28 protein-coding genes and 4 tRNA genes are annotated in these 26,646 nt (G+C 50.0%); 10 read left to right on the top strand and 22 right to left on the bottom strand.

All coding sequences use genetic code 11. The features are described 5' to 3' along the window. Window positions 1-55 precede the first annotated feature (55 nt). Complete coding sequence (locus tag CWE21_RS01595; RefSeq protein WP_126832498.1) at window positions 56-1,501, bottom strand: glyceraldehyde-3-phosphate dehydrogenase; 1,446 nt, start codon at window positions 1,499-1,501, stop codon at window positions 56-58. 183 nt (window positions 1,502-1,684) lie between these two features. On the opposite strand from CWE21_RS01595, the gene pyk reads away from it, so the two are divergent. Continuing rightward, window positions 1,685-3,121, top strand: coding sequence for a pyruvate kinase (pyk, locus tag CWE21_RS01590; RefSeq protein WP_126832497.1), 1,437 nt, complete (start codon window positions 1,685-1,687; stop codon window positions 3,119-3,121). A gap of 1 nt (window position 3,122) precedes the next feature. Here pyk and CWE21_RS01585 read toward each other — a convergent pair whose 3' ends face one another. Genes CWE21_RS01585 through CWE21_RS01575 form a run of 3 tightly spaced genes read right to left on the bottom strand, consistent with a single transcriptional unit; the run spans window position 3,123 to window position 5,921 of the window. Further along, window positions 3,123-3,989: a DUF6279 family lipoprotein gene (locus CWE21_RS01585; protein WP_126832495.1), complete on the bottom strand. Its 867-nt coding sequence runs from the start codon at window positions 3,987-3,989 to the stop codon at window positions 3,123-3,125. 22 nt (window positions 3,990-4,011) lie between these two features. Then, window positions 4,012-4,839 (bottom strand): LytR/AlgR family response regulator transcription factor, encoded by an 828-nt coding sequence (locus tag CWE21_RS01580; RefSeq protein ID WP_126832493.1) that lies wholly within the window; start codon window positions 4,837-4,839, stop codon window positions 4,012-4,014. Continuing rightward, window positions 4,836-5,921: a sensor histidine kinase gene (locus CWE21_RS01575; protein WP_126832491.1), complete on the bottom strand. Its 1,086-nt coding sequence runs from the start codon at window positions 5,919-5,921 to the stop codon at window positions 4,836-4,838. Before CWE21_RS01575 ends, CWE21_RS01580 begins: the two co-directional genes overlap by 4 nt. A 157-nt stretch (window positions 5,922-6,078) precedes the next feature. On the opposite strand from CWE21_RS01575, the gene CWE21_RS01570 reads away from it, so the two are divergent. Next, window positions 6,079-7,851, top strand: coding sequence for a M61 family metallopeptidase (locus CWE21_RS01570; protein ID WP_126832489.1), 1,773 nt, complete (start codon window positions 6,079-6,081; stop codon window positions 7,849-7,851). A gap of 8 nt (window positions 7,852-7,859) precedes the next feature. On the opposite strand, the gene CWE21_RS01565 is transcribed toward CWE21_RS01570, so the two are convergent. The 3 genes from CWE21_RS01565 to CWE21_RS01555 are packed head-to-tail and all read right to left on the bottom strand — an operon-like array spanning window position 7,860 to window position 10,275. Next, window positions 7,860-8,699, bottom strand: coding sequence for a M23 family metallopeptidase (locus tag CWE21_RS01565; RefSeq protein ID WP_126832487.1), 840 nt, complete (start codon window positions 8,697-8,699; stop codon window positions 7,860-7,862). Continuing rightward, the gene (locus tag CWE21_RS01560) at window positions 8,692-9,576 is read right to left on the bottom strand and encodes a 6-carboxytetrahydropterin synthase (RefSeq protein WP_126832485.1); all 885 of its coding nucleotides are present in this window, start codon (window positions 9,574-9,576) and stop codon (window positions 8,692-8,694) included. The genes CWE21_RS01565 and CWE21_RS01560 overlap by 8 nt, the downstream gene beginning before the upstream one ends. A gap of 45 nt (window positions 9,577-9,621) precedes the next feature. Next, window positions 9,622-10,275, bottom strand: coding sequence for a LysE family translocator (locus CWE21_RS01555; RefSeq protein ID WP_126832483.1), 654 nt, complete (start codon window positions 10,273-10,275; stop codon window positions 9,622-9,624). A gap of 92 nt (window positions 10,276-10,367) precedes the next feature. Between CWE21_RS01555 and CWE21_RS01550 the strand changes: the two genes are divergently transcribed. Then, complete coding sequence (locus tag CWE21_RS01550) at window positions 10,368-11,255, top strand: LysR family transcriptional regulator (RefSeq protein WP_126832481.1); 888 nt, start codon at window positions 10,368-10,370, stop codon at window positions 11,253-11,255. On the opposite strand, the gene CWE21_RS01545 is transcribed toward CWE21_RS01550, so the two are convergent. The 3 genes from CWE21_RS01545 to CWE21_RS01535 form a co-directional block, all read right to left on the bottom strand. Continuing rightward, entirely contained in the window at window positions 11,250-12,746 is a 1,497-nt protein-coding gene (locus tag CWE21_RS01545; protein WP_241970205.1) for an FMN-binding glutamate synthase family protein, read from the bottom strand. The two genes, CWE21_RS01550 and CWE21_RS01545, sit on opposite strands and share 6 nt — an antisense overlap. Before the next feature lie 80 nt (window positions 12,747-12,826). Then, window positions 12,827-13,417, bottom strand: coding sequence for a CBS domain-containing protein (locus CWE21_RS01540; RefSeq protein ID WP_126832477.1), 591 nt, complete (start codon window positions 13,415-13,417; stop codon window positions 12,827-12,829). 48 nt (window positions 13,418-13,465) lie between these two features. Beyond that, window positions 13,466-13,762, bottom strand: a complete 297-nt coding sequence (locus tag CWE21_RS01535; protein WP_126832475.1) for a hypothetical protein — start codon at window positions 13,760-13,762, stop codon at window positions 13,466-13,468. 179 nt (window positions 13,763-13,941) lie between these two features. On the opposite strand from CWE21_RS01535, the gene CWE21_RS01530 reads away from it, so the two are divergent. Further along, complete coding sequence (locus CWE21_RS01530) at window positions 13,942-15,336, top strand: amidohydrolase family protein (protein ID WP_126832473.1); 1,395 nt, start codon at window positions 13,942-13,944, stop codon at window positions 15,334-15,336. 5 nt (window positions 15,337-15,341) lie between these two features. Here CWE21_RS01530 and CWE21_RS01525 read toward each other — a convergent pair whose 3' ends face one another. Then, on the bottom strand, window positions 15,342-16,076 hold the full coding sequence (locus CWE21_RS01525) for a YiiX/YebB-like N1pC/P60 family cysteine hydrolase (RefSeq protein WP_126832471.1): 735 nt from the start codon (window positions 16,074-16,076) through the stop codon (window positions 15,342-15,344). A gap of 125 nt (window positions 16,077-16,201) precedes the next feature. Here CWE21_RS01525 and CWE21_RS01520 point away from each other — a divergent pair, with 125 nt between their 5' ends. Then, window positions 16,202-16,651 carry a ferredoxin reductase domain-containing protein gene (locus tag CWE21_RS01520; protein ID WP_126832469.1) on the top strand — a complete coding sequence of 150 codons (450 nt, stop codon included), beginning with the start codon at window positions 16,202-16,204 and terminating at the stop codon, window positions 16,649-16,651. Between the two features lie 18 nt (window positions 16,652-16,669). On the opposite strand, the gene CWE21_RS01515 is transcribed toward CWE21_RS01520, so the two are convergent. From CWE21_RS01515 to CWE21_RS01480, 8 genes are all read right to left on the bottom strand, one after another. Further along, window positions 16,670-16,756: transfer RNA gene (locus CWE21_RS01515), tRNA-Leu, on the bottom strand. 30 nt (window positions 16,757-16,786) lie between these two features. Further along, window positions 16,787-16,860: transfer RNA gene (locus CWE21_RS01510), tRNA-Cys, on the bottom strand. Between the two features lie 9 nt (window positions 16,861-16,869). Next, a tRNA-Gly gene (locus CWE21_RS01505) sits at window positions 16,870-16,945 on the bottom strand. Window positions 16,946-17,024: 79 nt separating this feature from the next. Continuing rightward, on the bottom strand, window positions 17,025-17,573 hold the full coding sequence (pgsA, locus tag CWE21_RS01500) for a CDP-diacylglycerol--glycerol-3-phosphate 3-phosphatidyltransferase (RefSeq protein WP_126832467.1): 549 nt from the start codon (window positions 17,571-17,573) through the stop codon (window positions 17,025-17,027). Between the two features lie 18 nt (window positions 17,574-17,591). Continuing rightward, window positions 17,592-19,466 (bottom strand): excinuclease ABC subunit UvrC, encoded by a 1,875-nt coding sequence (uvrC, locus tag CWE21_RS01495; RefSeq protein WP_126832465.1) that lies wholly within the window; start codon window positions 19,464-19,466, stop codon window positions 17,592-17,594. After that, window positions 19,432-20,124, bottom strand: a complete 693-nt coding sequence (locus CWE21_RS01490) for a LuxR C-terminal-related transcriptional regulator (protein ID WP_126832463.1) — start codon at window positions 20,122-20,124, stop codon at window positions 19,432-19,434. Before CWE21_RS01490 ends, uvrC begins: the two co-directional genes overlap by 35 nt. Before the next feature lie 201 nt (window positions 20,125-20,325). Next, window positions 20,326-21,117, bottom strand: coding sequence for a thioesterase family protein (locus CWE21_RS01485; RefSeq protein ID WP_126832461.1), 792 nt, complete (start codon window positions 21,115-21,117; stop codon window positions 20,326-20,328). Between the two features lie 157 nt (window positions 21,118-21,274). Then, a tRNA-Ser gene (locus CWE21_RS01480) sits at window positions 21,275-21,366 on the bottom strand. A 196-nt stretch (window positions 21,367-21,562) separates the two neighbouring features. Between CWE21_RS01480 and CWE21_RS01475 the strand changes: the two genes are divergently transcribed. Genes CWE21_RS01475 through CWE21_RS01455 form a run of 5 tightly spaced genes read left to right on the top strand, consistent with a single transcriptional unit; the run spans window position 21,563 to window position 23,612 of the window. Continuing rightward, window positions 21,563-22,237, top strand: coding sequence for a Bax inhibitor-1/YccA family protein (locus tag CWE21_RS01475; RefSeq protein ID WP_126832459.1), 675 nt, complete (start codon window positions 21,563-21,565; stop codon window positions 22,235-22,237). A gap of 4 nt (window positions 22,238-22,241) precedes the next feature. Continuing rightward, complete coding sequence (locus tag CWE21_RS01470) at window positions 22,242-22,589, top strand: DsrE family protein (protein ID WP_126832457.1); 348 nt, start codon at window positions 22,242-22,244, stop codon at window positions 22,587-22,589. Then, window positions 22,589-22,927, top strand: coding sequence for a DsrE family protein (locus CWE21_RS01465; RefSeq protein WP_126832455.1), 339 nt, complete (start codon window positions 22,589-22,591; stop codon window positions 22,925-22,927). Before CWE21_RS01470 ends, CWE21_RS01465 begins: the two co-directional genes overlap by 1 nt. Before the next feature lie 9 nt (window positions 22,928-22,936). Next, window positions 22,937-23,275, top strand: coding sequence for a hypothetical protein (locus tag CWE21_RS01460; protein WP_126832453.1), 339 nt, complete (start codon window positions 22,937-22,939; stop codon window positions 23,273-23,275). Between the two features lie 7 nt (window positions 23,276-23,282). Beyond that, window positions 23,283-23,612 carry a TusE/DsrC/DsvC family sulfur relay protein gene (locus tag CWE21_RS01455; protein WP_126832451.1) on the top strand — a complete coding sequence of 110 codons (330 nt, stop codon included), beginning with the start codon at window positions 23,283-23,285 and terminating at the stop codon, window positions 23,610-23,612. Between the two features lie 14 nt (window positions 23,613-23,626). On the opposite strand, the gene serS is transcribed toward CWE21_RS01455, so the two are convergent. From serS to CWE21_RS01440, 3 genes are read right to left on the bottom strand one after another with little or no spacing between them, the layout of a single operon-like run. Then, window positions 23,627-24,922, bottom strand: coding sequence for a serine--tRNA ligase (gene serS, locus CWE21_RS01450; RefSeq protein ID WP_126832450.1), 1,296 nt, complete (start codon window positions 24,920-24,922; stop codon window positions 23,627-23,629). 1 nt (window position 24,923) lies between these two features. Continuing rightward, window positions 24,924-25,310 carry a fluoride efflux transporter CrcB gene (crcB, locus tag CWE21_RS01445; protein ID WP_126832448.1) on the bottom strand — a complete coding sequence of 129 codons (387 nt, stop codon included), beginning with the start codon at window positions 25,308-25,310 and terminating at the stop codon, window positions 24,924-24,926. Further along, window positions 25,303-26,640 carry a replication-associated recombination protein A gene (locus tag CWE21_RS01440; protein WP_126832446.1) on the bottom strand — a complete coding sequence of 446 codons (1,338 nt, stop codon included), beginning with the start codon at window positions 26,638-26,640 and terminating at the stop codon, window positions 25,303-25,305. The genes crcB and CWE21_RS01440 overlap by 8 nt, the downstream gene beginning before the upstream one ends. Window positions 26,641-26,646 lie beyond the last annotated feature (6 nt).

The raw sequence follows: 26,646 nt of genomic DNA, 5'->3' as shown, positions 1-26,646 counted from the left end.
TTTTTCGAGTTGGCAAAACAAAAGCGCCGGTTGGCGCTTTTGTTATTGTCTTAGATTACTTCGGTAGATTCATAAGTTGCTGACCCGCCATTTGTTCGGCGACACGAATGACCTGGCAGCTATAGCCAAATTCGTTGTCATACCAAACGTACAGCACGGCACGATCACCATCAACGATGGTGGCTTGCGAATCAACAACACCGGCGTAACGCGAGCCAACTAAATCGGTTGAAACGATTTCAGTTGAGGCAGTGTAGTCGATTTGCGCTTGCAGGTCTGAGTGCAAGGCTTGGTCACGCAAGAAGGCATTGAGCTCATCTTTGCTGGTTTCTTGCCCAAGATTGAGGTTCATGATCGCCATTGAAACATTCGGCGTAGGTACGCGAATGGCGTTACCGGTCAATTTACCAGCTAACTCAGGGAGTGCTTTAGCGACAGCTTTGGCTGCTCCGGTTGAGGTTAGAACCATGTTCAAAGGTGCAGAACGACCACGACGCTCAGCTTTGTGGTAGTTATCGATCAAGTTTTGGTCATTGGTGTATGAATGCACCGTTTCAACATGGCCATTACGGATCGTGTAATGATCGTGAACAGCTTTGAGTACCGGCGTAATCGCGTTGGTAGTACAGCTTGCTGCGCTGACAATAAGGTCTTCTGGTTGCACCATGTCGTGGTTGACACCGTAAACGATGTTTTTGATGTCACCTTTTGAAGGTGCGGTCAAAAGAACTTTTTTGACGCCTTTTGACTTCAGGTGCAGTCCTAAGCCTGCTTCATCCTTCCAAATACCGGTGTTATCGATAACGATTGCATTGTCGATACCGTATTGGGTGTAATCGACTTGATCTGGGCCATCAGAATAAATCACTTTGATGCTGGTACCGTTGGCGCGAATCGCACAGTTTTCATGGTCAACGGTGATAGAACCGTTAAATGGACCATGCACTGAGTCACGACGCAACAGACTTGCACGTTTTTCAAGATCACCGTCACGTCCACCACGCACTACGATAGCGCGCAAACGCATTTTGTTGTTGCTGCCGTTACGCTCAATCAACAAGCGTGCAAGCAAGCGACCAATACGACCGAAACCATAGAGAACTACGTCTTGTGCAGGGATCTCGTCGGCTTTGTCCACGATATCGGCAAGTTCAGTATGCAAATAGTCTTCAACCGAAGCACCCTTACCCGCATCTTTATGCAAGTAATTGAAAGCTAGTTTGCCAAGGTCGACGCGCGCTGGCGCCAGACGCATTTTGCTAAGGGCTTCGATAAATGGGAAGCTTTCACGTAGGCGTAATTTGATACCTTCATGACGACGGATCAAACGGTGTGCTTTGATAATGTTGATAGTGTCAACATTTAACAGAGAACGGCCATAGACCAAAATTTCCACGCCGTAGTTACGATACAAACGGCCAATTAGTGGTTGCATCATTTCGGCGTATTCCTGGCGCTCCTGCCAGCTTTGTAAGGTCATATCCTGCTGTTGGTCACTCATGCGATTACCCTTGCGTTACGGTGAAAAAGAAACGAAACAGAAAAAAGTGCGCGCTATTGTACTTAAAACCACCCTTAAGTGCCAGAAGGTCTGTTTCCGTTTGCTGCCCATGCTATAATTCCGAGCCGAATGAACAACAAGAACTTTCGCCATTACGCAAATGTCTGCAGCAAGGAGTCTTACATGTTACGCCGTACCAAAATTGTGACCACACTTGGGCCCGCAACCGATAACCGCAGTACCTTAGAAGCGCTTATCAAGGCCGGTGCTAACGTGGTTCGACTGAATTTTTCCCACGGTACTGCAGATGATCACAAGCAGCGCGCGCAAATGGTGCGTGACATTTGTGCTGAGGTTGGTACCCACGTTGCGATTCTTGGCGACTTACAAGGCCCTAAAATACGTATCGCTAAGTTTGTCCACGATGCGGTGACGCTCGATGAAGGCGATACCTTTGTGCTTGATGGCGACTTGGCGCGAGACGCAGGCACTGGCCAAGCGGTCGGTATTGATTATAAAGAGTTACCCCAAGACGTAGAGCCCGGCGACATTCTATTGTTAGATGATGGCCGTTTACGTTTGCGAGTGGATAAAGTCGAGGGTGCAAAAGTCATCACCACGGTTTTGGTTGGTGGCAAGCTTTCTAACAATAAAGGCATCAACCGCTTAGGTGGTGGTCTTTCTGCTGCGGCGCTTACCGAGAAAGATCTTGAGGATATTAAGTTAGCCGCAGAGATTGGCGTTGATTACCTTGCAGTATCATTCCCGCGATCAGGCGCTGACATGAACGAAGCCCGCCGTCTATTGCGAGCAGCAAATGGTACCGGCATGCTTTGCGCCAAAATTGAACGCGCTGAAGCGGTCGCCAACGATGCTGCGCTCGACGATATTATTCGCGCCTCCGAGGCGGTGATGGTCGCGCGTGGTGACTTGGGTGTGGAAATTGGTGATGCGCAGTTGGTCGGTAAACAGAAACGTATTATCGAACGCGCTCGCCAACTCAATAAGGTGGTGATCACGGCAACGCAAATGATGGAGTCGATGATTGAAAACTCCATGCCTACCCGCGCCGAGGTTATGGACGTTGCCAATGCGGTGCTTGATGGCACCGACGCAGTGATGCTCTCGGCCGAGACAGCTGCAGGCAAACACCCTATCGCGACGGTGAAAGCCATGGCAGAGATTTGTCTAGGCGCTGAGGAGCATCCTTCGGCTCGACTCGACCGCAAAGACTTGGAAGAAACCTTTACCAATACCCAAGAAGCGACCGCAATTACGGCAATGTATGCGGCCACCCACTTGGCTGGCGTAAAAGCTATTATTGCCTTAACGGAATCCGGCTCAACCGCCAAATTGATGTCGCGGATCCACACCATACTGCCTATTTTCTCGCTTTCGCGTCATACCGCGAGCCGTAATCGTTGTGCACTCTACCGAGGTGTCTACCCGATTGCGTTTGATTCCACCCAAAGCAAGCCGGAAAATTTAGTGCAAGACGCCATCGCCGAAGTTAAAGCACTCGGTCACGTGGTGGCTGGAGACATTGTGGTTTTGACCTACGGTGATGTAATGGAAACCGTTGGCTCCACCAATACTTGTAAAATCATCGAAGTGAAATAGGTTAATCCGCAGGAACCGCGTAGGCGTCAATCAGATCGGTTAACGTCGCGCGGTACTCACGCAGCGTATTCTTCAGGTGTTGCTCTTGTTGCGGGCTGAGACTTTGGTAAATAACCAACATCACCGCGACAGCGAGTTCCCTATTTGCTTGGCTTTGCGCTTGCAACTCCGCTGAGCGAAATTGCTCAGGATTAGTGAACAAAGCGTCAATTTGCGTGGCAAAATCGGCTGCTTCCGGCTCAGCTAAAACTTCCGCGAAACGCGCAAGCCAAACCTCCTGATATTCCAGCCATAACGCATCGCTATCATCTCGTTCTTGCAGCCAGCGGCGAATCATGCGGCGCTGTTCTTGATGTACCCTGCCAAGCCAATCATTCGCCCGTTCAATTGCGCGATCGAAACTTCGCTCAAACCGCTCTTCGGCACTCATTGCGCGCGCTTCTTCGCGTTCTTCATCCAGCCGTTCGCGCAAATTCGCGATAAGCTGAGTGCGTTGCTGTAAGGAAAGCCGCGGCAAGTACTCTTTTGCATAAGGCGTTACCTGCAGACGAATATCTTGCCACAAGCCGTATAGGTTATCGGTGTAATCAAATAGCCGTTGTGCGTCAATCGCACCATGATCTAAATCGTCTAAAAGCTGATCAAGAAGGTCACGGTAGCGCGGGAGTTCCGAGCGCGCGTGCCACATATGGAGTTCATCGATCGAGGCATCGACATCGGTTTCGAGTTGGCCGGAAATATCGACATATTTGCCAAGTTGCCACTCGAGATAAGTATCGGCAAAACGGTAACCAAATTGTGTAGAGCAGCCCGTTAACAGAGCGCTTAGGGTGAGCACAATAATGATGAAGCGTTGTTGAGTCGTCACTATTTTGTGCTCCTTTTGGGGGTTAGGTACTTAAAATAAGCTTTTTGATCCGTTCTTTGTAACTGCGACTGACTTTAAGTTCTTTACCATTCTTTAAGACGATATGATATTCACCGTTTTGGCGGCTACATAACTTTTCAATCTGGTCTAAGTTAACAATTGCTGAGCGGTGGATGCGCTGAAACCGATTCGGGTTCAACTCTTCTTCCAACTCTTTCATGGTACGGCGCAAAATATGCGTTTCATTCGCCGCATGAATACACATGTAATCACCCGCCGCATCGACCCATTCGATCGAGTTAATGGCGACCCGAGTTATTTCACCACTTTCTTTTATCGCAATATGCTCAGGGTACCGCGAGGCGCCGACCGTTTCATTTTCAGCCAACTTGCGCAGTATGGCTTCACAGTCTTCACCCGTGGCATCCGCAAGTAAATTTAACATACGCTCTTGTTGCGCATTTCGTTCACGTTGCACAAGATTCTTACTGACTCGGTCTAATGCGAGGGCTAGACGTTCGTGATCAACCGGCTTGAGCAAATAATCGATGGCGCGAACTTCAAAAGCTTTAATCGCATATTGGTCATAAGCGGTCACGAAAACGACGATGGGCAGCGTAATGCCCTTCGCTTTCACTTCGCGCAACAACTCAAAGCCATTCATGCCCGGCATTTGGATGTCTAAGAAAATCAGATCAGGCTGCAGTTCGACAATCTTTTCCAGCGCTTGTCGAGCACTTTGGCATTCATCCAATAGTTCAACCTGCGGAAAATCTTGCAAACGCACGATAAGACCGCGACGAGCAAGTGACTCATCATCAACAACTAAAGTGCGAATTTTGCTTGTCATGAAACCTCAACCTGTTCGAAGGGGATGCGTATTTCGACACGCATGCCTGAAGGACCATTAGAGGATAATGTAAATGAGTAGCTCTTTCCATACAAGGCCTGTAAACGATCGCGTGTATTCGCAAGGCCGACGCCGCCACTGCGAATAAGGTCTTGTGAAGGTTTTTCGATACCTGGGCCATTGTCCGCAACCACGACGACGAGCTCGTCAGCCAGCCGCTCTGCCTGAATACTAATTTCACCGCCCTCTTCGAGTTTGGCAATAGCATATTTTATTGAGTTCTCAATTAACGGCTGCAAGATCAAACTTGGGACTAATGCGTGTTGCGCTTCATCACTAATGTTGATGTCGACATTAAGGCGTTCGTCGAAACGAACCTTTTCGATATCAAGGTAGAGCATCAAGGCTTCAATTTCGCGTGCTAAAGGTATTTTCTTAATCGGCTCGTTATCAAGTGAGAAGCGCAAGAACGAGCTCAATTTACTCATCATTTTGTTAGCTAAGTCATTCTCTTTAATCAGAATAAGCGTTGAAATAGCATTCAAGGTATTAAACAAAAAGTGAGGGTTTAATTGATAACGCAGCATTTTTAACTGTGCTTGGTGAGCCATCGAAGTAGCCATCAATGCCTTTTGCTTTTCGTCTTGCAGCATTTGGTAATATTTAATACCGAAATAAAGACCGCTCCAGCTCAACATAATGTAGAACTTGGCTAGGGTATTTTTGAAATAGAACCAATTGTTTTCGGGGCGAAAGCCAAATTTATATATTTCCCAATAGGTCGCGTTATCGATAACTGCCCAAATACTCGCTGAAAAATAGGCGGCGGCAAGCACAATAAGGACCAATAGCCACGGTGGGCTATCCCAAATCCGACGATACAGATAGCGCAAAGGTACCGTCAACAAAAAGCCAGCATAGGCGCCTAGTAAGATAATAAGAATGTAGACATCACGCATCTCGTGCATCAATGAACCGATGTATTGCACGAGCGCATAGCCCAACCATCCAGCTGCTTGCAGCACCCAGAAAAATCGGTTGCGATCGTCTAATAATGCTTTCCAACGTCCTATGACCGGCATTTCTCACCTGATTTAACGACTTAGTGACATCGATTATACCCTTTCATGGTCTTGCTGTCGGTCCATTTATCGCATGCAAAATACTACATAGCGAAATCGCCGCATGCTAACATGACGGCATTGACTCGCTGGAATTTTCAACGACAAGGTTGCAACGATGCATTTTCATATTTCTCCCCTCGATCCACATGGCCATCAATTTGCGGTGCGTTTAGAGCTTGACGTCAGCAACGCTACACATATTGACCTGAAACTCCCCGCGTGGATTCCTGGAAGCTATATGATCCGTGATTTCGCGCGTAATATTCTTGATTTGCGTGCCGAAGCTAACGGCAAGGTACTTGATATTACGGCACGCGATAAACAGACGTGGCGAATTGAGTGCCCTGAAGCACAAGAAATAACCGTGCACTATCAAGTCTATGCGTTCGATTTATCGGTGCGTAGTGCCTATCTCGACCAGCTCTGGGGCTTTTTCAATAACAGCAGCTTGTGTCTCGCTGTCGCGGGGCGAACCAACGAGGCCATCGAGTTAACACTCGAACTGCATGACAGCTGTCAGCATTGGCGTGTCGCAACAGGCATGCCGCGCGTGTCAGGTGAAAGCTTCGGTGCCGGTAGGTTCCGAGCGCAGAGCTATGAAGAGTTGATTGACTACCCTTTCCTCTTGGGCGATCTCGGTATTCATGAGTTCATCGCCGGCGGTATCAAACACTCCTTTGTCACCGCTGGGCGAAACTTTGCCGATGTTGAGCGTATCTGTGGCGACCTCGCGCGTATCTGTGAACAACAGATCTCCATGTTTGAAAAGCAAGTGCCATTTAAAGAGTATTTGTTTCTAACTATGGTGGTGGGTAAAGGTTTTGGCGGCCTTGAACATCGAAATTCAACAGCACTGATGTGTTCTCGTAAAGATCTCGTGAGTCCAGGTACACGCACTGCCATTGATAGCGACTACCGCACGTTTTTAAGCCTGTGTAGTCACGAGTATTTTCACAGTTGGAACATTAAAACCCTGAAGCCAAAGGATTTCATACCTTACGAGCTCGACGCGGAGCAATACACGCGGCAGTTGTGGTTTTATGAAGGCATCACCTCCTATTTTGATGATTTCATCCTACACGAAGCTGGGTTAATTGATGCCCCGACCTACTTGAGCTTGCTGGGCGATACCCTAGCTCGCGTGCATCGTGGCGTCGGCGTTGACCGTCATACGGTTGGTGATTCAAGTTTGCAGGCGTGGAACCGTTTTTATAAACAAGACGAGAATGCGCCGAATGCGATTGTCAGCTATTACGCCAAAGGCGCCTTAATAGCACTCTGTCTCGATTTGCTGATTCGCTCTGAAAGCCACGGTGATCTCACCCTCGGTCAAAGTATGGCGAAGTTTTGGCGGCGCTATGGTGCCGAACAAATTGGCACGTCGGATAATTCTTTCGCTGAGTTTATGCAAGAAGAGTTCGGTCTTCACCTCCACGCATTCATCGACCGTGCGGTAAATACCACTGAACCGTTACCGGTAATTGAGCTGCTGGAGCAATTTGGCGTCAATGCAGAACGCAAAGCGGCGCAGGATGACAATGGTTTTGGCGGTCGCCCAGCGGCAGCGCCGTTGCCGGTAGCGTTGGGAGCTAAATTTAAGGCCTCCAGCCAAGGCTTGGAGTTGCAAGTTGTGTTTGCCGATGAAGCCGCACAGATGGCAGGGTTGAGCGCCCAAGACCGCGTCATTGCAATTGACCGATTGCAAGTCACTGACAGCAACATGCGCGAAATTTTTGAGCGTTATCAACCTGGAGATGTGGTGCAAGTACATGCGTTTCGCCGCGATGAGCTTTTACAGATGGAGCTTATCTGGCAGGAACCTAAGCGCAATAACTATCTTCTCAAGGTTGTTGAACCAATGCAGGCAAAACGGTGGCTGCGGCTCTAAACGTAAATTTAGAAGATCGGTTGGTCGAAGTGCTCTAATACTAGCGCCGGATCGAGCCGAACATTACCCCAGTTCACTCGCCAGTCGAGATGTGGACCTGTCGCACGACCGGTGGCGCCAATTGCACCAATGACCTCGCCTTGTTTCAATTGCTGGCCGACTTCGACATCGACCGCACTTAAATGGATGTATGTGGTTGTCACCCCCAAGCCGTGATTGACGATGATGGTGCCGCCCGAATAGAACAAATCAGGATCGGCAAAAACAACTTCTCCCGGCCAAACAACTTTCACCGGAGTCCCCTTTGGCGCTGCGACATCCAAGCCAAAGTGCGGATTGCGCGGCTCACCATTAAAGATGCGTTGGCTACCATAAACACCACTAATGCGGCCTTTCGCTGGAGCTACCACAGGTGTTAAAAAATGCAGATCGTCGGTTTGTGTCTGGCGTGCTTGCCAAACCGCAGCCGCCTCTTTCCGTGCGCGCGCAACCTGCTCAGGATCTGGCGTGACGGTGCGTTGCGGAACGCCCTCAACCCGATCGATTTTGTATTCGCGCGGTGCGAGTTCTATCAACTGCTCATGCTGCGTCCCATCAGCCAGTTGAATGGTTAACTTCTGCACACCTTGAGCGTCACGTTCGAAGCCAAAAACCACAACGCCTTCTGGCGAAACCTTAAGGGTTTGCTCGTTAAGTTTCACTTGGTTCGACGGTGCAGTTTTACCAATAAGCAAACCACCCGCGGTTTTTGCTCCATGCAGCTCAATGATGGTGTCTGTCACGGCGGTGGCGCTCGCCATATTAAGCGCGAAACCCAACAGCAGTGCTGTTTTAATGACTTTACGCATAACCTATCGCCCCTTTACCGACACCTTCGTAAGCCATGACTTTCACACGACCTGCAGCCTGCTCTTCGCGGGCAATCGTTTGTGCTAGATAATCAGCGATGCATTCAACCGTCGAATCGCTCGCAATAAGATCATTTTCGCTGTGCGGTACCGCCAACTCAAACAGTCCCTGATCGGCAATGTAACGATAGCTTTGGTGGCTCGCATCATTAATTGCTAGCGCAGCATCTGAACGGCTCAAGTCTTCGACGCTGCAAGTATCTTCCTGCGAGCCTAAGTAGATGTCTTGCCAGCGTTTGGCCCAGCGTTGTTCAACCTGCGTTGCCCGCTCGCTATCAATAAACACTTGCAACTGCGAGCGATGGCCATGCGCAATGCGCTGACAATTACCGTCATGCTTTTTTAAACCGTGCGTGTAGTGGTAGTACGCGCCTGGGATCGCCTCTTCGCGCAGAATAACTTCAAGCCCCGCTACGTTGCCGGGCAATTCGCGTTTTATTACTGCACGCAGGTAGGCATTGACACTTTCCATCGAAACGCTTTCGGCATCGATAAAGGCAAACGCATCGGCTGGACAGAAAAGATGGATCGAGCGACCTTCTGGACGTAAAAAGTCTACCCAGTAGCTGCTGTCATCGTCGGTGTGGGTAACACGCGTATAGGCATGGTCGGCTGGGACTGCTAACTTATGATCAACGGCATCATCAATAATACGCTTAATTTGCTTTTTGACTTTACCAAAATCGAGCACCATCGACTGCTCGTTCAAGCTACCGTCTAGAATGATATCGACGATCCAACTTTCACCGACAATGCCGCGTTCTGCGCACAAATACGAAAAATCAATGACCGTTAGATCGTTTACAAATAACTGCATAAGTGTCTCTTTACCCACTCCAAATTCACCTTCGGGATCATAGCATTATTCGCCGCTGACGAGAACTTGAATTACCTGCCACCAATCGATGACAAGCTTGCCACAGAGTAACAGCAAAATGGCGCCCATCAGTCGATCGAGCCAGTGGCCGAAGCGCCAAATGCGTTCGTATATCGGCCCCACCGTGAGTGCAGTGGCCAATAACATAAACCATGCCGCGGTTGCGATGGCCATGTACAGCCCATAACTGCTTTTAACCCAAGTCGGTGTGGACGGATCGATAACCGCGGTGAACAGCGCCATAAAAAATAAGGTCGCTTTAACGTTGAGACCGTTGGTGATAAAGCCGACTCGAAAGGCTTTGCCGCGACTCAGCTGACCCGCAGCTGCCGCGGCTGCGGGCGCCTGCTGTGCGGGTTTCGCTTGAATGGCCTGCCAGCCAACCCAGCCTAAGTAGAGCGCGCCGAGCAATAACAATGCCGCGTAGACCCACTGATAACGGTGAATAATCAAGGTAACCCCGAGCAGCGAATAGGCCACGTGAATGAGGATGCCTGTACCAATACCTAAGGCAACGTAACGGCCTATACGGCGCCCGTAGGCAAGGCTATAGCGCGCGGTCACAGCAAAGTCTGGGCCTGGCGAGGCAACCGCTAAAAAGTGCAAAATCGCGATTTCGATAAATTCACGTAAATACATTGCTATTGGTTCTCGTTCGTCGATAATCTATTCTTATTTGCGCAAACCAAGTTTACGTTTACGCAACCCCCAAATTGCTGAGGTCTGTTATTGTGTTATTAAAAAATTACTCACTCAATGCCTTACGTGTGTTCGCTGTGGCAGCTAATACCAACTCATTCAAGCACGCCGCACAGCAACTAGGCCTGTCGCAGTCTGCAGTCACTCGGCATATTCAGACCCTCGAAGAGCAACTGGGAACGCAACTTTTTCATCGCGACAATCGTGTCCATGCCCTCACCCCAGCTGGCGAACTCTTGGGCGGCCAGTTACTGGCCCTATTTCAGCAACTCGAGCAAAGCGTTGAACGGGCTCGGGTCAGTGGCGATGAAGCGCTAACGACCTTGCGAATTTACGTGCCGAATAGCTTTCTACGTTGGTGGTTAGCCAGTCGACTCGCGGATTTTACCGCAATTTATCCGCACATTCGCCTGCAACTCGATACTTATGATGAAGCACTTGCGGAGCAGCAACAAGCAGCGATTGCGCAAGGTGTGCAGCAAGGCGCTTTTGATTTAGCGCTAGTGCACGGACGCATTAAAGATCGCAACCTGAAACAACAAAGTTTGTATACGCCACGCTACGCACCCGTGCAGGCAAGTTCTAGCGAAAACGCCAGTGGTAACTGGTGGGTACAACCGCAGAGCGCGATTTGGCAAGCGTTTCGGAGTGCTTACCCAGACCAAGCGCAACGCCTACCGGTTCAAGCGGTCGCAAAACCCAGTATTGGTCTCGAACTGGTGAGTAATGGTACCGGTGCGACGCTGGTCGACACGCTTTATTTGCAACATGCCAGCTTACAAAATCTGCAAGCCAATGAGGCAACGAGCATTGTCAGCAAGCAGGATGTGTTTTACGTTACCAAGCAAGCGGCACGTCACCCAGTGGCGGTGGTCGCCTTCAGCAAGTGGCTACAAAATCGCGTGCAGCAGTCGTTATGACTGTCGCGGCGCCTGCGGTGGATAACGCTCCGCAAGACTGACACTATCGCCGGTATGCGTGACCACCCGTGCGTGCCGGCGGTTCAATTGACGTGGATCGGAAACGCCACAAGAGTGGGCGATGATATTAACGCCATATTCAAGATACTTGTGATAGTCCGCGACACGCACCGACTTATCTGCGGGATCAAGACCTTTCTGTAGGTCTTTATCGTGGGTAGTGACCCCTGTTGGGCAGGTGTTTTTGTTACATTGCATCGCTTGAATACAGCCCAGCGAAAACATGAAGCCGCGGGCCGAAACGATAAAGTCTGCGCCCATAGCCAGCGCCCAAGCCACATCTGCTGGGGAAATCATTTTCCCTGAAGCAATCACCCGTACGCGATCCTTCAGCCCAGCGGCAATTAGTTTATCAACCAAAATCGGCAGGCTTTCCGAAAGCTTTAGACCCACGTAATCCATCAACGGTTGCGGGGCCGAACCGGTGCCGCCATCGGCACTGTCTAAGGTGATAAAGTCCGGTGCGGACTCAATTCCGCGCCGTAAAATCGTATCGATGAGTTGATCGATCCAGCCAGGGTCCCCCATCACAAACTTAATGCCCACCGGCTTGTTGGTAATGGTGCGAATTTTGCCAATAAAATCGAGCAGCTCGTCATCGTTTTTGATTTCTGGATGGCGGTTTGGGCTAATCGAATCCTCGCCTTCCGGAATACCGCGAATTTCAGCAATCTCTTTGTTCACTTTAATACCTGGCAATATGCCGCCTTTGCCTGGCTTCGCCCCCTGACTCAGTTTGAGCTCAAACATCTTAATCAGCTTGTGCTCGCCAAGTTCTTTTAAGCGCAGTTCATTCAAGCTGCCGTCTTTATTTCGCACACCATACTTGGCGGTACCGATTTGGAAGACCACATCACATTCACCTTCGAGATGATAAGGACTCAAACCGCCCTCGCCGGTATTCATCCAGCAACCCGCCAATTTCGCGCCTTTTGACAAAGCGCGCACGGCGACAGGTGATAAGGCGCCATAACTCATGCCGGAAATATGAAAATAGGAAACGGGCTTGTAAGGATTGTCGCAATAAGGACCGATTTCTACCGCCTCTGGCTGGGTTTTTTCTTCGGTTTGTCGCGGATAAGGTGCGTTGGCGAATATAATGGTGCCGTTTTTGGTTAGGTCGCGAGTCGAACCAAAGGCCAGCGTACGGTCGGCGTTTTTAGCTGCACGGTAGACCCAACTGCGTTGCGCACGATTGAAAGGCATTTCTTCGCGGTCCATGGCAAAGAAATACTGGCGGAAAAACTCACCTAGGTTTTCAAAAACGTAGCGAAATCTACCAATGACTGGGAAATTTCGACGGATGGTGTGTTTGGTTTGTGTCTTATCGACAATGTACATGACGATAATACTGATCAATCCCACGATCAGCAGTAACACAAACAGGCCGAGCAACCACTGTGCAACGACTAATAGGGTTTCACTGTTCATCCACGCATTCTCGACCATAGCACGCCCCTTAGAAATTCAAGCTGACTCTAATGTAGCGTGCCATGGTCATAGCGACAAGCCTAACTCTCGGTAATTTCTGGATGTTTTAGTGCGGTAAACACTTCTGCAAAGGTTGTTGCACGCGGATACAGACGCACCGACTCACCGGTTAACTCGAGTATTCGTAGACTTGCGATAAAGCCGAGCAAGCGCCCTTCTTCTTCAACTAACACAAAGTCTTTACCTGCAGCCTGCATCGTCGCAGCGATATCACCGATCCGTGCATGCTCGAGTTGTTGGCGTTCGATAACTGGCAACTGCGTGATGGGCACCATCACATGGCGAACTTCAATCTGGCTCCAGGGTAACTGCAAGGCACTGCTCAAGGCGCCGGTATGGCGACTGTGAAGTTCACGCGCAAGCAACAAGCCACTAAGATTGCGCTGTGCATCGAGAATACAGACATAGCGGTTACCGGTCTGGTCAATGCGAACTTCGGCATCGGGCAAACGGGTCGACTCACTGAGTACTAAGGTTTGTTGCTGAAAATGTTCCATTACCGCTGTTGCCGCATGATGCCAGCTTAAGCGCTGTAACGGTTTTAAAGGGTCTTCGGGCAAACGCACACCGGCTTGTGCACGATGCCAATCTAATGCATGAAAAGTAGCCATAAGGGCCTCTCTCTTGTATGGAAAATAATGAATTCGACGAACTATTTTCTAAACAAGAGAAGGTGGTGCGCGCGCCTGCGGAGTGAGTGCAGAATAGCGGGCAGTTTGTGGCGCTGTCGCCGCGACTGCGCTGCTCCGCCGCAAAGACAGATCTTTTAGCTGCGTTGGCAGTGCATCATGGTCAAAATCATCGTGTTCGGTATTTTCGCTACAGGATACTTCTGCAGCCAATACCTGGCTTACCACAGTATCGGTCTGTTTAACCCACGCTGGAGCACTGTTTGAATGGCACTCAGTACCACCCAAACCGAACACGAGCAATGTTAATAACAGACGAAATGACACGGTAAGTACAACCTAGTTTTGATGCATATCAATTACTATGGTGTGCCGGACCGAGGTTCTCAAGGTAATTAGCCGTAATTTTTTGCAACTTGGGCGGAAATCACTCGTCTTGCCTTGCAAGCAAAAATGCAGAGGCGTAGCTTGAAAGCGACGTAAAACAAAACAAGAAGGAAGCGCCAATGAAAACGATAACAAAACTTTTCGTCTCAAGTGCTCTCGCTTTGGGCGTTAGTCAGGCGGTTTATGCTGAATCTATTGCACTGGTGGGTGGTCGACTGATCGATGGCACTGCCGAGCAGCCCATTGCCGATAGTGTGATCCTCATTAAAGACGGTGTCATTGAAAAAGTCGGCAGTGTCGGTACGCTTGAAGTTCCAAACGGCTACCGAGTTATTTCGACTGAGGGCCACGACGTACTGCCAGGCCTGTGGGAAAACCATGCGCATATTCAATTGACCGGCCATGCCGACTATCCGCATTGGCAAGCAGAGTATGCCGACCGCTTCGTTGACGAGGTGATGCCTGCGGCACTCGTTCAGTTGTTGCTGTCCGGTGTTACCTCGGTCCGCGATCTCGGTGCCCCGTTAAGTGATACGGTTGAAATCAAAGAAGCCGTGGCTGCGGGCGAAATCCCAAGCCCTAACCTCTACACTTCAGGCCCATTTTTGCAGTGGGAAACCGACGAGTGGCAAAGCCATTACCGTTGGCCCATCAAAACACCTGCGCAAGCCATTGAGAAAGTCAATCAACTCGCCGATGCAGGCATGGAAATCGTGAAGCTTATTGACCAAGACGACATGCCGCGTGAGGTGATGGAAACCATCGTACAGCAAGCCCACAAGCGCGGTATGAAAGTGGTTGCCCATGCCCACAAACCTGATGAAATTCGCTTAGGCGTTGAAGTTGGCGTTGATAACTTTGAGCACACCGGCCTAACCACCGCGCCAGGCTATCCAGATGACGTACTTGATGCACTCAAAGAGCGCACCGCCACCGGGATTTTTGATGGACTCGTGTTCTGGACACCGACCGTTGAAGGTTTGTATAACTACGAAACCACCGTGCAGAATCATGAGCATTTCGACAACAGCTGTTGGCATCGTGGCTTGAAAGAAGACACCATTGCCGACATTAAACAGTCTATCGAAAAGCCAGGCCATTTAAGTTATTCGCAACTCGTGCCATTGCGTAAACCAACCCTCAAAAACAAAATTGCGCAATTGAAAGAGACCGGCGTCGTCATGCTGGTGGGCACCGACGTTGGTATTCCTATGAAATTCCATTGCCAAACCACATGGCGCGAAATGGCGACCTGGGTTTACGAAATGGACTTTTCACCCATGGAAACCATCCGTGCCGCCACTTATTGGCCAGCCGTCATGATGGGTGTACAAGACCAATATGGTTCGGTCACACCAGGTAAAGTTGCTGACATCATTGCGGTAAACGGTGACGTACTAAAATACATCAACTTGCTGCAAGACGTTGATTTTGTCATGCGCAAAGGTGTGGTGTATAAGCAAGATGGCCAGGTGAACGAAGAACTATTACCTGAAAGCTTGCGGATGGAGTAACCCTGTTATGGAGCGCGGTCACCCTCTTTTGGGTCCGCGCTCGGTTCATGCCATTGCAGTTGATACGGGTCAAACGTTTCGTGCAGGTTCGGTTTAATGATGGCGAAATACGGCGAAATATCAAAATCACCGGGCACGTATTGGCTGTGATGACGCCTGATAAGCTTTTCTTCCATCGCGTGCGGTAGTATCGGGTAATGAATCGATTGGAAGGCCTGCGCAATCAACGATGAGCAAATGGCTTTGGTAGGGTCGCCGCTACCGAAAGTGAGTAAGCTGCGTCGCCATTCCACTGGCACCGGTGGCGTGCTGATAAGATAGCGAGCTAAATCTAAGATATGCCCTGTATCGTACTGATGACCGAGCCGACTCTTGGCGTATTCGACGGCCTTGCTCATGTCTTCGAGGCGAATCCCAACGGGACGACAAATCCGCGTGTGCGACGACTGATAGAAGGACAGCGGCACCAACCGCACTCCTGCAACGACGTCAGCCTCCAACAACATGACCCCTTCTGTGGCGTCTTTTGCCACACAAAACGCAGCGTGCGACCAAGTCGACTGTGTTAGATATTTAATCGCTGTGGCGATACGGCTATTACCGTCGACCAGCAGTACGTCCCCCACTTCTATCGCTTGCTCTAGTGCTGCAAATGACGACGTCGGCGGGGTGGGACTGGCATTTCCAGGCTTTTGTAAATAACCTGCGACTTTCTCGCCAAGCCATGCTCTTATTCCCATTATTCAGCGCCCTAACTTACCCAAGTCGATTAATAGTAGCGATTCTATTAGCGCAAGTACATGAGTGATCTATTCTCTAAGCTAGCCCGTCTACAAAGTACAGAGCTAATAAAAGGAGGTTAGGTATGAGCTATAAACTTGAGATTCAATCTATTGAAGACGTGACCCATGACGTCAAACGAATCCGTTTAGCGAAACCAGATGGCTATCAATTTACGCCGGGGCAAGCCACCGAAGTTGCACTCGACCGGGAAGGTTGGCGTGATGAAAAGCGCCCTTTCACCTTTACTTCGCTCAACAGCGACCCGTGGCTCGAGTTCACAATTAAAGTATACCCAGAGCACGATGGTGTGACGCTGCTTGGCGATAAATTTATTAACGTCGTGACGCGCGAGAAACCTGCGGGAGACAGCCTCTTTTTAGATGGCCATATTGATGAAAACTTTCTGGCGAGCCATATCAGTGGTAAAGGTGATGCTTTCTATGTTTGTGGACCAGAGGCGTTCAATGATGACATCATTGATGCACTTAAAGCGCTCGGTATAGAAGCAGATTCGCTGGTATTTGAAGAATAGCTGACTTGCATTGAGGAATGGTGCCCGGGGCCGGACTTGAACCGGCACGCTGTTACCAGCGAGGGATTTTAAATCCCTTGTGTCTACCAATTTCACCACCCGGGCACATCATAGATGTAGTACCTGAGACTCCGATGGAGGCGGGACCCGGAGTCGAACCGAGATCCACGGATTTGCAATCCGCTGCATAGCCATTCTGCCATCCCGCCATCGGAATTTGGAGCGGGAAACGAGATTCGAACTCGCGACCCCAACCTTGGCAAGGTTGTGCTCTACCAGCTGAGCTATTCCCGCATCCAGTGCCGACGCATTCTACTGTCTATTTCGGCAAGGTCAACGATTTTTTGCCGTGAACCTGTTTGTTTGCTTATTTTTAATCCACTTGGCTTAAATCTGACCAAGCGGCGCGCAAATATTCCCACATCGACCACAGCGTCAGCACGAATGCGACATAGAGTAAAATGGTGGCCGTCACGATAACGAAGGTATTCGCCTCCCAAATGAGGCCCCCTATCGCGACCATTTGTGCGGTGGTTTTGATTTTGCCAAGATTTGAAACTTGTACCTTGGCTTGTGAGCCAATTTGAGCCATCCACTCGCGTAACGCTGATACTACCAGTTCGCGGCTTACGATAGCGAGTGCTGGCACGCTAATCCACCATACTGCATAGTTCTCAACGACGACAATCAAAGACGCGGCAACCATGACTTTATCCGCCACTGGGTCTAAAAACGCGCCGAACTTGGTAAATTGATTAAAACGTCGTGCGACATAACCGTCTAAACCATCAGTAATCGCGGCTAAGGCAAACACAAATGCAGCCCAGAAGTGCGCATCACTGTCCGGAACATAGTAAATCCCTAGAAATACGGGAATTAACAGAATACGAAAGCTGGTCAGCAGGTTGGGAATATTCCACATGCGACAAAGAGTCCCTTGTTATTCGTCACGAAACGCGTGATAGATGGTTTCAGCTAATTCATGGCTGACGCCAGGTACCGCTGCGAGTTGCTCAATACTAGCCTGTTTTACCTGTTGTAATCCACCTAGATTTTGCAATAAACGCTGCCGACGCTTAGCACCGATGCCCGGAATGTCCTCTAATCTTGACGTGCGTCGTACTTTGGCACGACGCTGACGGTGACCGGTAATGGCAAAGCGATGTGATTCATCGCGAATATGCTGGACCAGGTGCAATGCCGGCGCATCAGCCGCGAGAGGAATCGTCGCGTGACTACCCGCTAGAATAAGCGTCTCTAACCCGGGTTTACGTGACTCGCCTTTCGCCACGCCAACGAGCAACGGCGCGGCTTTTGCAGACTCAGTTGGCCAGTAAGCAAAATAACTCTCAGCTTGGCTCAGTTGGCCTTTACCACCGTCGATAAATAGAATATCAGGCATGGGCGCAGCGTCGTCTTTGCCGAATTTTAGTGGGTCGAAACGACGTTGCAAGGCTTGCGCCATAGCCGCGTAATCGTCGCCTGGCGTGATCCCTTTGATGTTGTAACGGCGATAGTCGCTTTTTTTCGGCCCCTGTTGGTCGAATACCACACACGAAGCGACTGTTTCTTGGCCCATCGTATGGCTGATATCGAAGCATTCCATACGGGTGATCGGGCGGCCAAAATCAAGCTCCTGCTCGAGTGCCCTCACCCGCATCATCATGGTGCTGGCTTGGTTCGCCTTACTATCGAGCGCATTCATCGCGTTCTTCTGCGCAAGTACTTGGTATTGCTTGCGCTCGCCGCGGACGTTGTGCGTCATACGAATTTTTTGTGCTAAGGCTTGCTCGAGTGTTTGCAATTCTTGCTCAGGATCCAGCACATTGGCAGCATTTTGCTCCGGCAAAATAATCTCGCGAGGTAAACGCCGTTCCACTTGGTCATTCAAATAAAATTGCAGTAAAAACGCTAACAACACTTCAGCGTCTTCGGTGTTCGCCGGGACCTTAGGGAAATAACTGCGACTGCCCTGCACTGCGCCGTCGCGCACAAACAGCAAATGCACCGCGGCAATTCCGCCTTGCCGAGCGTAACCGATCACGTCGAGCGACTGCTGATTGCCAGTCACCGCATTGCGTTCCTGGACTTGGCGCAAAGCAGCAATTTGGTCACGAAAGCGCGCGGCACGCTCGAAATCGAGTGCTTCGCTGGCCGCTTCCATTTTGCTCACGAGTTGGTCAATGACTTCTTGATTCTTGCCCTCAAGGAAACGTTTCGCCAAGTCGACCTGTTCAGTGTATTCGTCGTCGCTACAATAACCTTTTACGCAGGGCGCAAGGCAGCGCTTCAATTGATATTGCAAGCAGGGTCGGCTCCGCGCCCGATAATACGAGTCCTCGCATTGGCGAATCGGAAATAATTTTTGTAATAGACGCAAGCTATTGCGTACGGCAACACCATTCGGGAACGGGCCAAAATAGCGGCCTTTTTCGCGACGGGTGCCGCGATGAAAGGCTAAACGGGGGTGCTGATGGTCACTCACTAGGATATACGGATACGACTTATCATCGCGTAATAATACGTTGTAGCGTGGACGATACTTTTTGATGAAATTGTTTTCGAGGATCAGAGCTTCTGCTTCGGTATTGGTGACCGTCACTTCAATATTGCAGATCTGTTTGACGAGGGTTTGGGTTTTCGGGCTATCGACCTGACTGCGAAAGTAGCTACTGACGCGCTTGCGCAAGTCTTTCGCTTTACCAACGTAAATAATGTCGCCTGACGCATCATACATCCGATACACACCGGGTTGATGCGTCAGACTTTTTAGGAATTGCTTAGCGTCGAACGCCTCCTTCTCTGCTTTCGTCATCGTCTTGTACTACTACCTCTTCTTCAAGATCTACTAGTTTCATTTGTAACGCTAAATGCGTCAGTTCGACATCGCCACTAATTCCGAGTTTATCAAAAATTCGATAGCGAAAGGTATTTACGGTTTTACTACTGATATTAAGTAGCCGTGCGATCACCGCTGAGCGCCTTCCTTGCGCGATCATCTGGGCCACTTGGATTTCCCGTTTACTTAATTTAGCCAGTAACTCGCCTTGTCGTTGGCGCGCTGGATTCTTTGCTAAATATTCTGCGACACTCGCAGCCACGTACATCCGCCCTTTGCTTAGCATATGGCACGCACTAAGCAGTTCCTCCTTATGGGCATTCGCAAGTAAGTAGCCTTCAACCCGTTCTAAGTTGCATTGAAAGTCGAGAACGTCCTGAAACTTTGCAGCCCAGAGTAACATATGTACATCTGGCTGACGGCGTTGAATCCTGCGCCAGATTTCTATGGTGCCGTCGTTACAAAATTGACTACCTAAGATTACTGTGGCGAATGGATAGCGGGCTATGGCGTCGCGTAACTGCTGCTGGTTATTCACGCTAGCCACTACGGAAAAGTTGGGTTGTTGGTTTATGAGTGTTTCCATACCTAGCCCCACAAGTTGTGAGGGTACAGCTATGATGAACTCCGTCATCTTCGCTTCCTTTTGAAGATACCGAAAAATTTCGGTGTAAGCACACCAACCCCATGTCGGTGTGTTCCAAGATATGCACCAGTAAAGTTAAGAGCGCAAGCAAAAATTCAACAATAATGACATAAGTCAGTATTTTCTTATGCTAGGGTATTCAAAAAAGACCTTTCTAGTTTCATAATCAACTACTTGGCATCATTCAGACTAAGCAAACACGGTTACGGTCTGTCGGCTTATCGCCACAAGTTGGCCATGCTTATCCCAAATGTGCGCGTGTGTGTGGCCATAGCCTTCTGCGGCATAATCAATGGTCGCGACATAGTGCCACCACTCATTGGTGAGCTGTTGCGGTAACTCACAGGGAAACTCAATGGTCCAGGTCAGCGAACTTGCCGGCGCCAATTCGGTCAGATGCGGAAGCAATGCTGGCGGCCAAGCATCAACTAAGCCTAAAAAGGTACCGATAGAAACTGGTTGAGCTAAATCACGAAAGCGCATAAAGCCACCAAATTCACGACTCTTATTGCCGCTGAAAGGCAAGCCGCCGACGGTGACGCTGTATTCAAACGCGCGGGCAAATTCAGGTAGCAGCTTCACCGGTGGAAAAGGTGTGCCAGCTTCAGGTGCAACGCTACGCGGTTCTGGAGTATCAGTTACGCTGACTTGCGAGGTGCGAGCCGAGCCATAGGTGAGTAATGCGGCAAGCACCACTTCGCTCTCTTGCAAAATGTCGACCGCGATCTGGGTAACGTTTTTTCCTTGTCGTAGTATGCGACGCTGCAATGTGGCTTGCCCGGCAAGCACTGGCGCGACAAAGGAAACGGTCATAGCGCGAAGTTGCTGCCCTGCTGCGGCACCAGCTTGGCCATGTTGCCAGGCTATCGCGGCGGTTAGCCCGCCAAAGAGAGCACGCCCTTGCCCCCAGCCCTCAGGCAGTTCAAGTTGTTGTTCGGCTGCTGGGGTAATACGTTGGAGTACCTGATCGAAAGCTTCCATACCATCCTCGTTAATTAAACCTACCTAGCGTTTTTTACGTACAAGCAAGATGAATCAAAAACTTAGTATAAACAGGTACGACCAGATGATAAAGCCGCATTTTTTGAAATGCGCAAACAAAAAAGCCCGCTAGCGAACTAGCGGGCTTTCCGGAATTTGGCGGAGAGAGAGGGATTCGAACCCCCGGTGGGTGTGAACCCACGCCTGATTTCAAGTCAGGTGCATTCAACCGGACTCTGCCATCTCTCCGTTGTCTTTGGCTATGTGCCTCAAGACGAAGCGAATGATAAAGAGCCTGAATCGGCTTGTAAAGCAAAAATTTGAATCATTTGGTTCGTTTGCTGTCATTTTATACAATTAGCAACAAAATTAGCTTGAAAGCATTGCTTGTTACCCCCACTTTTGGGATACACTGCTTGCAGTTTGTTAATCAACGGAGAAGTCCATGAACAATCAAGTTCACGTTTCGTCTACTCAACGTGGCGAATCAGTTCTACAGACCAACAAAGTTTTACGCAACACTTATATGTTGCTTGGTTTAACGTTGGCCTTTAGTGCCTTTACCGCATTTATTGCCGCAAGTATGAATCTGCCGCATCCTGGCTTGATCATTACTTTGGTTGGTTTCTATGGCCTGCTATTCTTGGTTCATAAAACCGCCAATAGTGCTATGGGCTTACTTTCGGTATTCGCCTTGACCGGCTTCATGGGCTACACCTTGGGTCCAATCCTCGGCATGATTAATGCGATTGGCCCGCAAGGTGCCGAAATCATCATGACCGCATTAGGTGGTACCGCATTGATTTTCTTTGCCCTGTCCGCCTACGTCCTAACCACTAAGAAAGACATGTCGTTCTTGGGTGGTATGATGGTAGCTGGTTTCTTTGTTCTAATCGCGTTGTTTATTGCCAACTTGTTCTTGAATATGCCTGCAATCGGCCTTGCCTTGTCGGGTCTGTTCATCTTGTTCTCGGCCGGCGCGATCTTGATGCAAACCAGTGCGATCATCCATGGTGGTGAACGCAACTATGTACTTGCAACCGTGACCTTGTACGTTTCGATCTACAACATTTTCGTTAGCTTGTTGAATCTCCTAATGGCATTCGGCGGCGACGAATAATACTGTGACTGATATAGTTCTATCGGTGCACAGTGCACCTGACGAACCCCGCAGCCTGTTAGCGTTCCATTACGCGCAGGCTGCGCTTGCTTTAGGGCATCGTATACAGCAAGTTTTCTTTTACGAGGCTGGCGTTTTGCACGGCCGCTTGGCCGGCCAACAGCTTGCGCCGATTGCCGCGGAATGGCAGAAACTCGCCAAGCAACATGATCTTTCATTGGTCCTCTGCGCGACGGTCGTTGAGCAAGATTATCAGCTGAGTGAAAGCGAACTACACCAAGACTTCGCCTTAGGCGGTCTGACTGAGTTTAGTATGGCGGCCGCGCAAGCAGAACGAGTAATGCAGTTCTAATGACTATCTATGTAATCCAAACGCAAGCCGCAGACAGCCCCACAAGTTGGCATGGGCAAGCAATGTATTTAGCTCTTGCGACCATGGAGCTGAACCCGCAGCTCGTGCTCATGGGAGACGGCCTGACGCATTTACAGCAAGGTCATGATGCGCTGCACAATGATCGATCACTGCAAAAGCGCTATGCCCTGCTCGATTTGTATGAGTGTCCAACGCCGCTCGTGGTCACTGAAGCTCATGAGACTACCCCCAGCGATTGGGTACAGCCCGTTGCACAGTTAAATCATTCTGAGCTTGCCGCACGCCTCGCTTGTGCCGGCAAAGTCCTGCGTTTTTAAGAGTAACTTATGAGCGATACTGAGACCTTATTGACAGAGTCAAGCCCAGCCACGCGAGCGCTGTACTATGTGCGCAGTTGGCCACTGCAAGCCAGTGACCAGGCCTGCTTGGTGAGTTCAGCACAGACGCATGACTTAACAACGATCTTTACTGAAGAAGCTTTAGCTAAGCTGCTGGAAGAGCCTCGTTTACTCGATGACTTCCCCTATCCTGCCTATGTCTTGCAAACGGAGCTTGCTTTGCATGGTGAACAAGCTGAACAGTTGCCAGCTTTTGTATTACAGTTGAACGATGCCAGTTGGGTAACCATGACACTCGATGCACAACCGGTCACCTTTCTAGGTTGAAGCAATTATGTTTGAATTAAATGGCCGTACTTACGCTACTGACAAACACGAATATCTCGCCAACTTTGCGGAGTGGAGCCCGGAGCTAGCCGCTTACATAGCTGAGTTGGAGGGAATTGAGTTGACGGATGCACACTGGGAAGTGGTTCATTTTGTCCGCGATTTCTATCAGGAGTTCGACACCAGCCCCGCAATGCGCGTTCTAGTCAAAGCCATTGGGCAACGCCTCGGCCCAGATAAAGCCAATAGCCGTTATTTGTATCGTTTGTTTCCGAAAGGACCGGCTAAGCAAGCCACGCGTATTGCAGGCTTGCCTAAACCGGCGAAATGTATCTAAGCTGAGACGGTTGTTTACGGTTGAATAACCGTTTTTCCGCCCATGTACGGCTGCAGCACGGTTGGGATCTTCACCGAACCGTCCGCTTGCTGATAGTTCTCGAGAATTGCGACTAACGCTCGACCCACGGCTAAACCTGAACCGTTGAGAGTGTGCATCAATTCTGGTTTCTTGGCACCTTTACGACGGAAACGCGCTTGCATACGACGGGCTTGGAAATCCCCCATATTTGAACAAGAGCTGATCTCGCGGTAAGTGTCTTGTGTTGGCAACCAGACTTCCAAGTCGTAGGTCTTGCAAGCACCAAAGCCCATGTCGCCAGTACATAGCAGTACTTTACGGTACGGTAACTCGAGTAGTTGCAACACGCGTTCAGCATGCTCAGTTAGACGCTCAAGTGTTGCCATTGATTCTTCAGGTTTCACCAACCAAACCAACTCGACTTTATCGAACTGATGCTGACGAATCAGGCCGCGCGTGTCACGTCCGTGGGAACCTGCTTCACTACGGAAGCACGGTGTGTGTGCCGCGTACTGCAACGGTAGTTGTTCTTCGTCGGCAATTTCGTCCCGCCACAGGTTAGTCAGCGGTACTTCAGCCGTTGGAATTAACGACAATGGTACCTGCTTTTCGGTAGCGCCTTGCACGTGGAAAAGGTCTTCACCAAATTTCGGCAACTGCCCCGTACCAAACAGCGTATCGTGGTTAACCAGATAAGGAACATAAGCCTCGGTATAGCCATGTTCATTTACGTGTAAGTTCAACATGAACTGGGCCAAAGCGCGGTGTAACTGCGCAATCGCACCTTGCAACACAACGAAACGTGCACCGGCAAGCTTGGCGCCTTTTTCAAAGTCCATTCCCTGCGCTAATTGTGCGGCGACATCGACATGGTCTTTCGCTTCAAAGTCAAAGCTGTGGGGTTCACCCCAACGACTGATCTCTTGGTTATCATCTTCATCTGCACCCAACGGCACTTCGTCCGCCGGCAAATTCGGGACTCCCGCGATGATGTCTTGTAGCTCTGTCTGAATGTCGTGTAGTTCGTGTTTGGCTTTATCTAGCTCTTCACCAAGGCTGTCCACGGCTGCCAGCAGTGGCTGAATATCTTCACCTTGGGCTTTGGCCTTACCGATGGCTTTGGAACTAGAGTTTCGCTCAGCTTGTAATGATTCAGTACGAACTTGCAATTCTTTGCGGCGTTGCTCAAGCGACTCAAGCTTGGCCACGTCAAGTTGATAACCACGCGTTTCTAGCAGGCGGGCCGCTGTTTCAGTGAGTTCATTACGAAATAACTTAGCGTCTAACATGTTAATTCCACATCGATAAAAAATAAGTTTTAAGCCCCAGTGCCAATGCCACTGCAGCGATACAACAGATAAAGTTTAAACCGGCATAGAGAGCTGCTTTCAGCATTTCACCATTTTGGAACAGCAGCACTGTCTCGAGCGAAAATGTTGAAAAGGTCGTAAATGCACCAAGAACACCGACGCCGACAAACAGCCAAGTATTTTCCTGCACCACACCCTGTTGTTGCCCAAGGAACAAAATAGCCAGTAAAAATGAGCCCACTATGTTAACGATTAGTGTGCCGAAAGGGAATGATTTACCAAATATTCCTAGCGCTAAAAGTGCCGTGCCATAACGCGCCAACGCGCCTAGTGCCCCGCCTAGTGCCACCCAAAGCAAATTAATCATGGTCATCGCCTCGTTGCCAGTTACTTTGCTGGTCATGTTGCTGTAGCCAATCCAACTTTGCTTTGAGCTGCTTTTCAAGCCCCCGATCGCTCGGTTGATAGAGATTCACCTCGCCTACCACCGAGGGTAAATAACGCTCCCCAGCAACAATGGCATTGGGGAAATCATGGGCGTAGCGATAATCATCGCCAAAGCCCTCTTGTTTATGAACCTTGGTAGGTGCGTTCCGAAGGTGGTGTGGTACGGGCGCATCAGGGTAGTCAGCAGCGAGTTTTTTCGCCGCACTGAAAGCCCGATAAACGGCATTGCTTTTTGCTGCTAGAGCACAATAAACCAAGGCTTGAGCGATGGCACGCTCACCTTCGGCAGGGCCTACACGATGAAAGGTATCCCAAGCGTTTAACGCCAGCTGTATGGCCCTCGGGTCAGCATTGCCAATGTCTTCAGAGGCAATCGCCAGCAACCTTCGTGCGACAATTAACGGGTCGCCGCCACCTTGCAAAATACGGGCATACCAATAAAGCGCGCCATCCGCCGACGAGCCTCGCACAGATTTATGTAAGGCTGAAAGAAGATCGTAGTAAACATCACCCTGTTTATCGAAGCCCGTTTGGCGACCGCCTATCGCTTCTACAACCATGGCGCGTTCGAGGGGTTCGCCGTCGGCGACAGTATCAGCGCTAATTTCTAAGTAATTGAGTGCACGTCGTGCGTCGCCACCGGCCGCATGAACAAGATAATCCAATGCTTCAGCGGTCAACTGCAGTGCACGTTCACCGAGGCCTCGTTCGCTATCCGTTAGCGCCAACTCTAATAATTGCCGAATCGCTGCGTCATCGAGAGCTTTGAGTCGATAGACGCGGGCGCGAGAAAGCAAGGCGCCATTGAGCTCAAACGCTGGATTTTCGGTCGTTGCGCCAATAAAAACCACGGTCCCGTCTTCAATATGCGGCAAAAAAGCATCTTGTTGGCTTTTATTAAAACGATGCACCTCATCAACAAACAGTAAAGTACGGCGGCCCTGTTGCTGGTTCTCCTTAGCTTTGGCGATAGCTGCTCGAATTTCTTTCACACCAGAGGTAACCGCGCTGACGCGTTCGATAGCAGCGGCCCCTGATTGGGCAATAATCTCGGCGAGAGTGGTTTTGCCGGTGCCCGGTGGGCCCCAAAGAATCATTGAGTGTAATTGGCCACGCTCAATCGCGTCGCGCAGCGGTTTGCCGGGACCTAGCAATTGCTCTTGCCCCACGTAGTCGTCGAGCGTCAGCGGCCGCATGCGTGCGGCTAAAGGGCGAAAGTCGGGAGCGAAATCGAAACTTTGGTTGGCCACACGCCC

This window comes from Pseudidiomarina aquimaris, from assembly GCF_003987395.1.
In the GTDB taxonomy this organism is placed as follows: Bacteria; Pseudomonadota; Gammaproteobacteria; order Enterobacterales; family Alteromonadaceae; genus Pseudidiomarina; species Pseudidiomarina aquimaris.
This window is presented reverse-complemented; position numbering and strand designations above follow the sequence as displayed.

Coding starts and splice junctions, on each gene's coding strand:
- CWE21_RS01460 (WP_126832453.1), top strand. CDS start 22,937: ATGAGCGATACTGAGACCTTATTGACAGAGTCAAGCCCAGCCACGCGA.
- CWE21_RS01555 (WP_126832483.1), bottom strand. CDS start 10,275: ATGTATTTACGTGAATTTATCGAAATCGCGATTTTGCACTTTTTAGCG.
- CWE21_RS01540 (WP_126832477.1), bottom strand. CDS start 13,417: ATGGCTACTTTTCATGCATTAGATTGGCATCGTGCACAAGCCGGTGTG.
- CWE21_RS01545 (WP_241970205.1), bottom strand. CDS start 12,746: ATGAACAGTGAAACCCTATTAGTCGTTGCACAGTGGTTGCTCGGCCTG.
- CWE21_RS01465 (WP_126832455.1), top strand. CDS start 22,589: ATGACTATCTATGTAATCCAAACGCAAGCCGCAGACAGCCCCACAAGT.
- uvrC (WP_126832465.1), bottom strand. CDS start 19,466: ATGACGAAAGCAGAGAAGGAGGCGTTCGACGCTAAGCAATTCCTAAAA.
- CWE21_RS01525 (WP_126832471.1), bottom strand. CDS start 16,076: ATGGGAATAAGAGCATGGCTTGGCGAGAAAGTCGCAGGTTATTTACAA.
- CWE21_RS01595 (WP_126832498.1), bottom strand. CDS start 1,501: ATGAGTGACCAACAGCAGGATATGACCTTACAAAGCTGGCAGGAGCGC.
- serS (WP_126832450.1), bottom strand. CDS start 24,922: ATGTTAGACGCTAAGTTATTTCGTAATGAACTCACTGAAACAGCGGCC.
- CWE21_RS01565 (WP_126832487.1), bottom strand. CDS start 8,699: ATGCGTAAAGTCATTAAAACAGCACTGCTGTTGGGTTTCGCGCTTAAT.
- CWE21_RS01520 (WP_126832469.1), top strand. CDS start 16,202: ATGAGCTATAAACTTGAGATTCAATCTATTGAAGACGTGACCCATGAC.
- CWE21_RS01570 (WP_126832489.1), top strand. CDS start 6,079: ATGCATTTTCATATTTCTCCCCTCGATCCACATGGCCATCAATTTGCG.
- CWE21_RS01580 (WP_126832493.1), bottom strand. CDS start 4,839: ATGACAAGCAAAATTCGCACTTTAGTTGTTGATGATGAGTCACTTGCT.
- pgsA (WP_126832467.1), bottom strand. CDS start 17,573: ATGTGGAATATTCCCAACCTGCTGACCAGCTTTCGTATTCTGTTAATT.
- CWE21_RS01455 (WP_126832451.1), top strand. CDS start 23,283: ATGTTTGAATTAAATGGCCGTACTTACGCTACTGACAAACACGAATAT.
- CWE21_RS01475 (WP_126832459.1), top strand. CDS start 21,563: ATGAACAATCAAGTTCACGTTTCGTCTACTCAACGTGGCGAATCAGTT.
- CWE21_RS01490 (WP_126832463.1), bottom strand. CDS start 20,124: ATGACGGAGTTCATCATAGCTGTACCCTCACAACTTGTGGGGCTAGGT.
- CWE21_RS01575 (WP_126832491.1), bottom strand. CDS start 5,921: ATGCCGGTCATAGGACGTTGGAAAGCATTATTAGACGATCGCAACCGA.
- CWE21_RS01560 (WP_126832485.1), bottom strand. CDS start 9,576: ATGCAGTTATTTGTAAACGATCTAACGGTCATTGATTTTTCGTATTTG.
- pyk (WP_126832497.1), top strand. CDS start 1,685: ATGTTACGCCGTACCAAAATTGTGACCACACTTGGGCCCGCAACCGAT.
- CWE21_RS01530 (WP_126832473.1), top strand. CDS start 13,942: ATGAAAACGATAACAAAACTTTTCGTCTCAAGTGCTCTCGCTTTGGGC.
- crcB (WP_126832448.1), bottom strand. CDS start 25,310: ATGATTAATTTGCTTTGGGTGGCACTAGGCGGGGCACTAGGCGCGTTG.
- CWE21_RS01485 (WP_126832461.1), bottom strand. CDS start 21,117: ATGGAAGCTTTCGATCAGGTACTCCAACGTATTACCCCAGCAGCCGAA.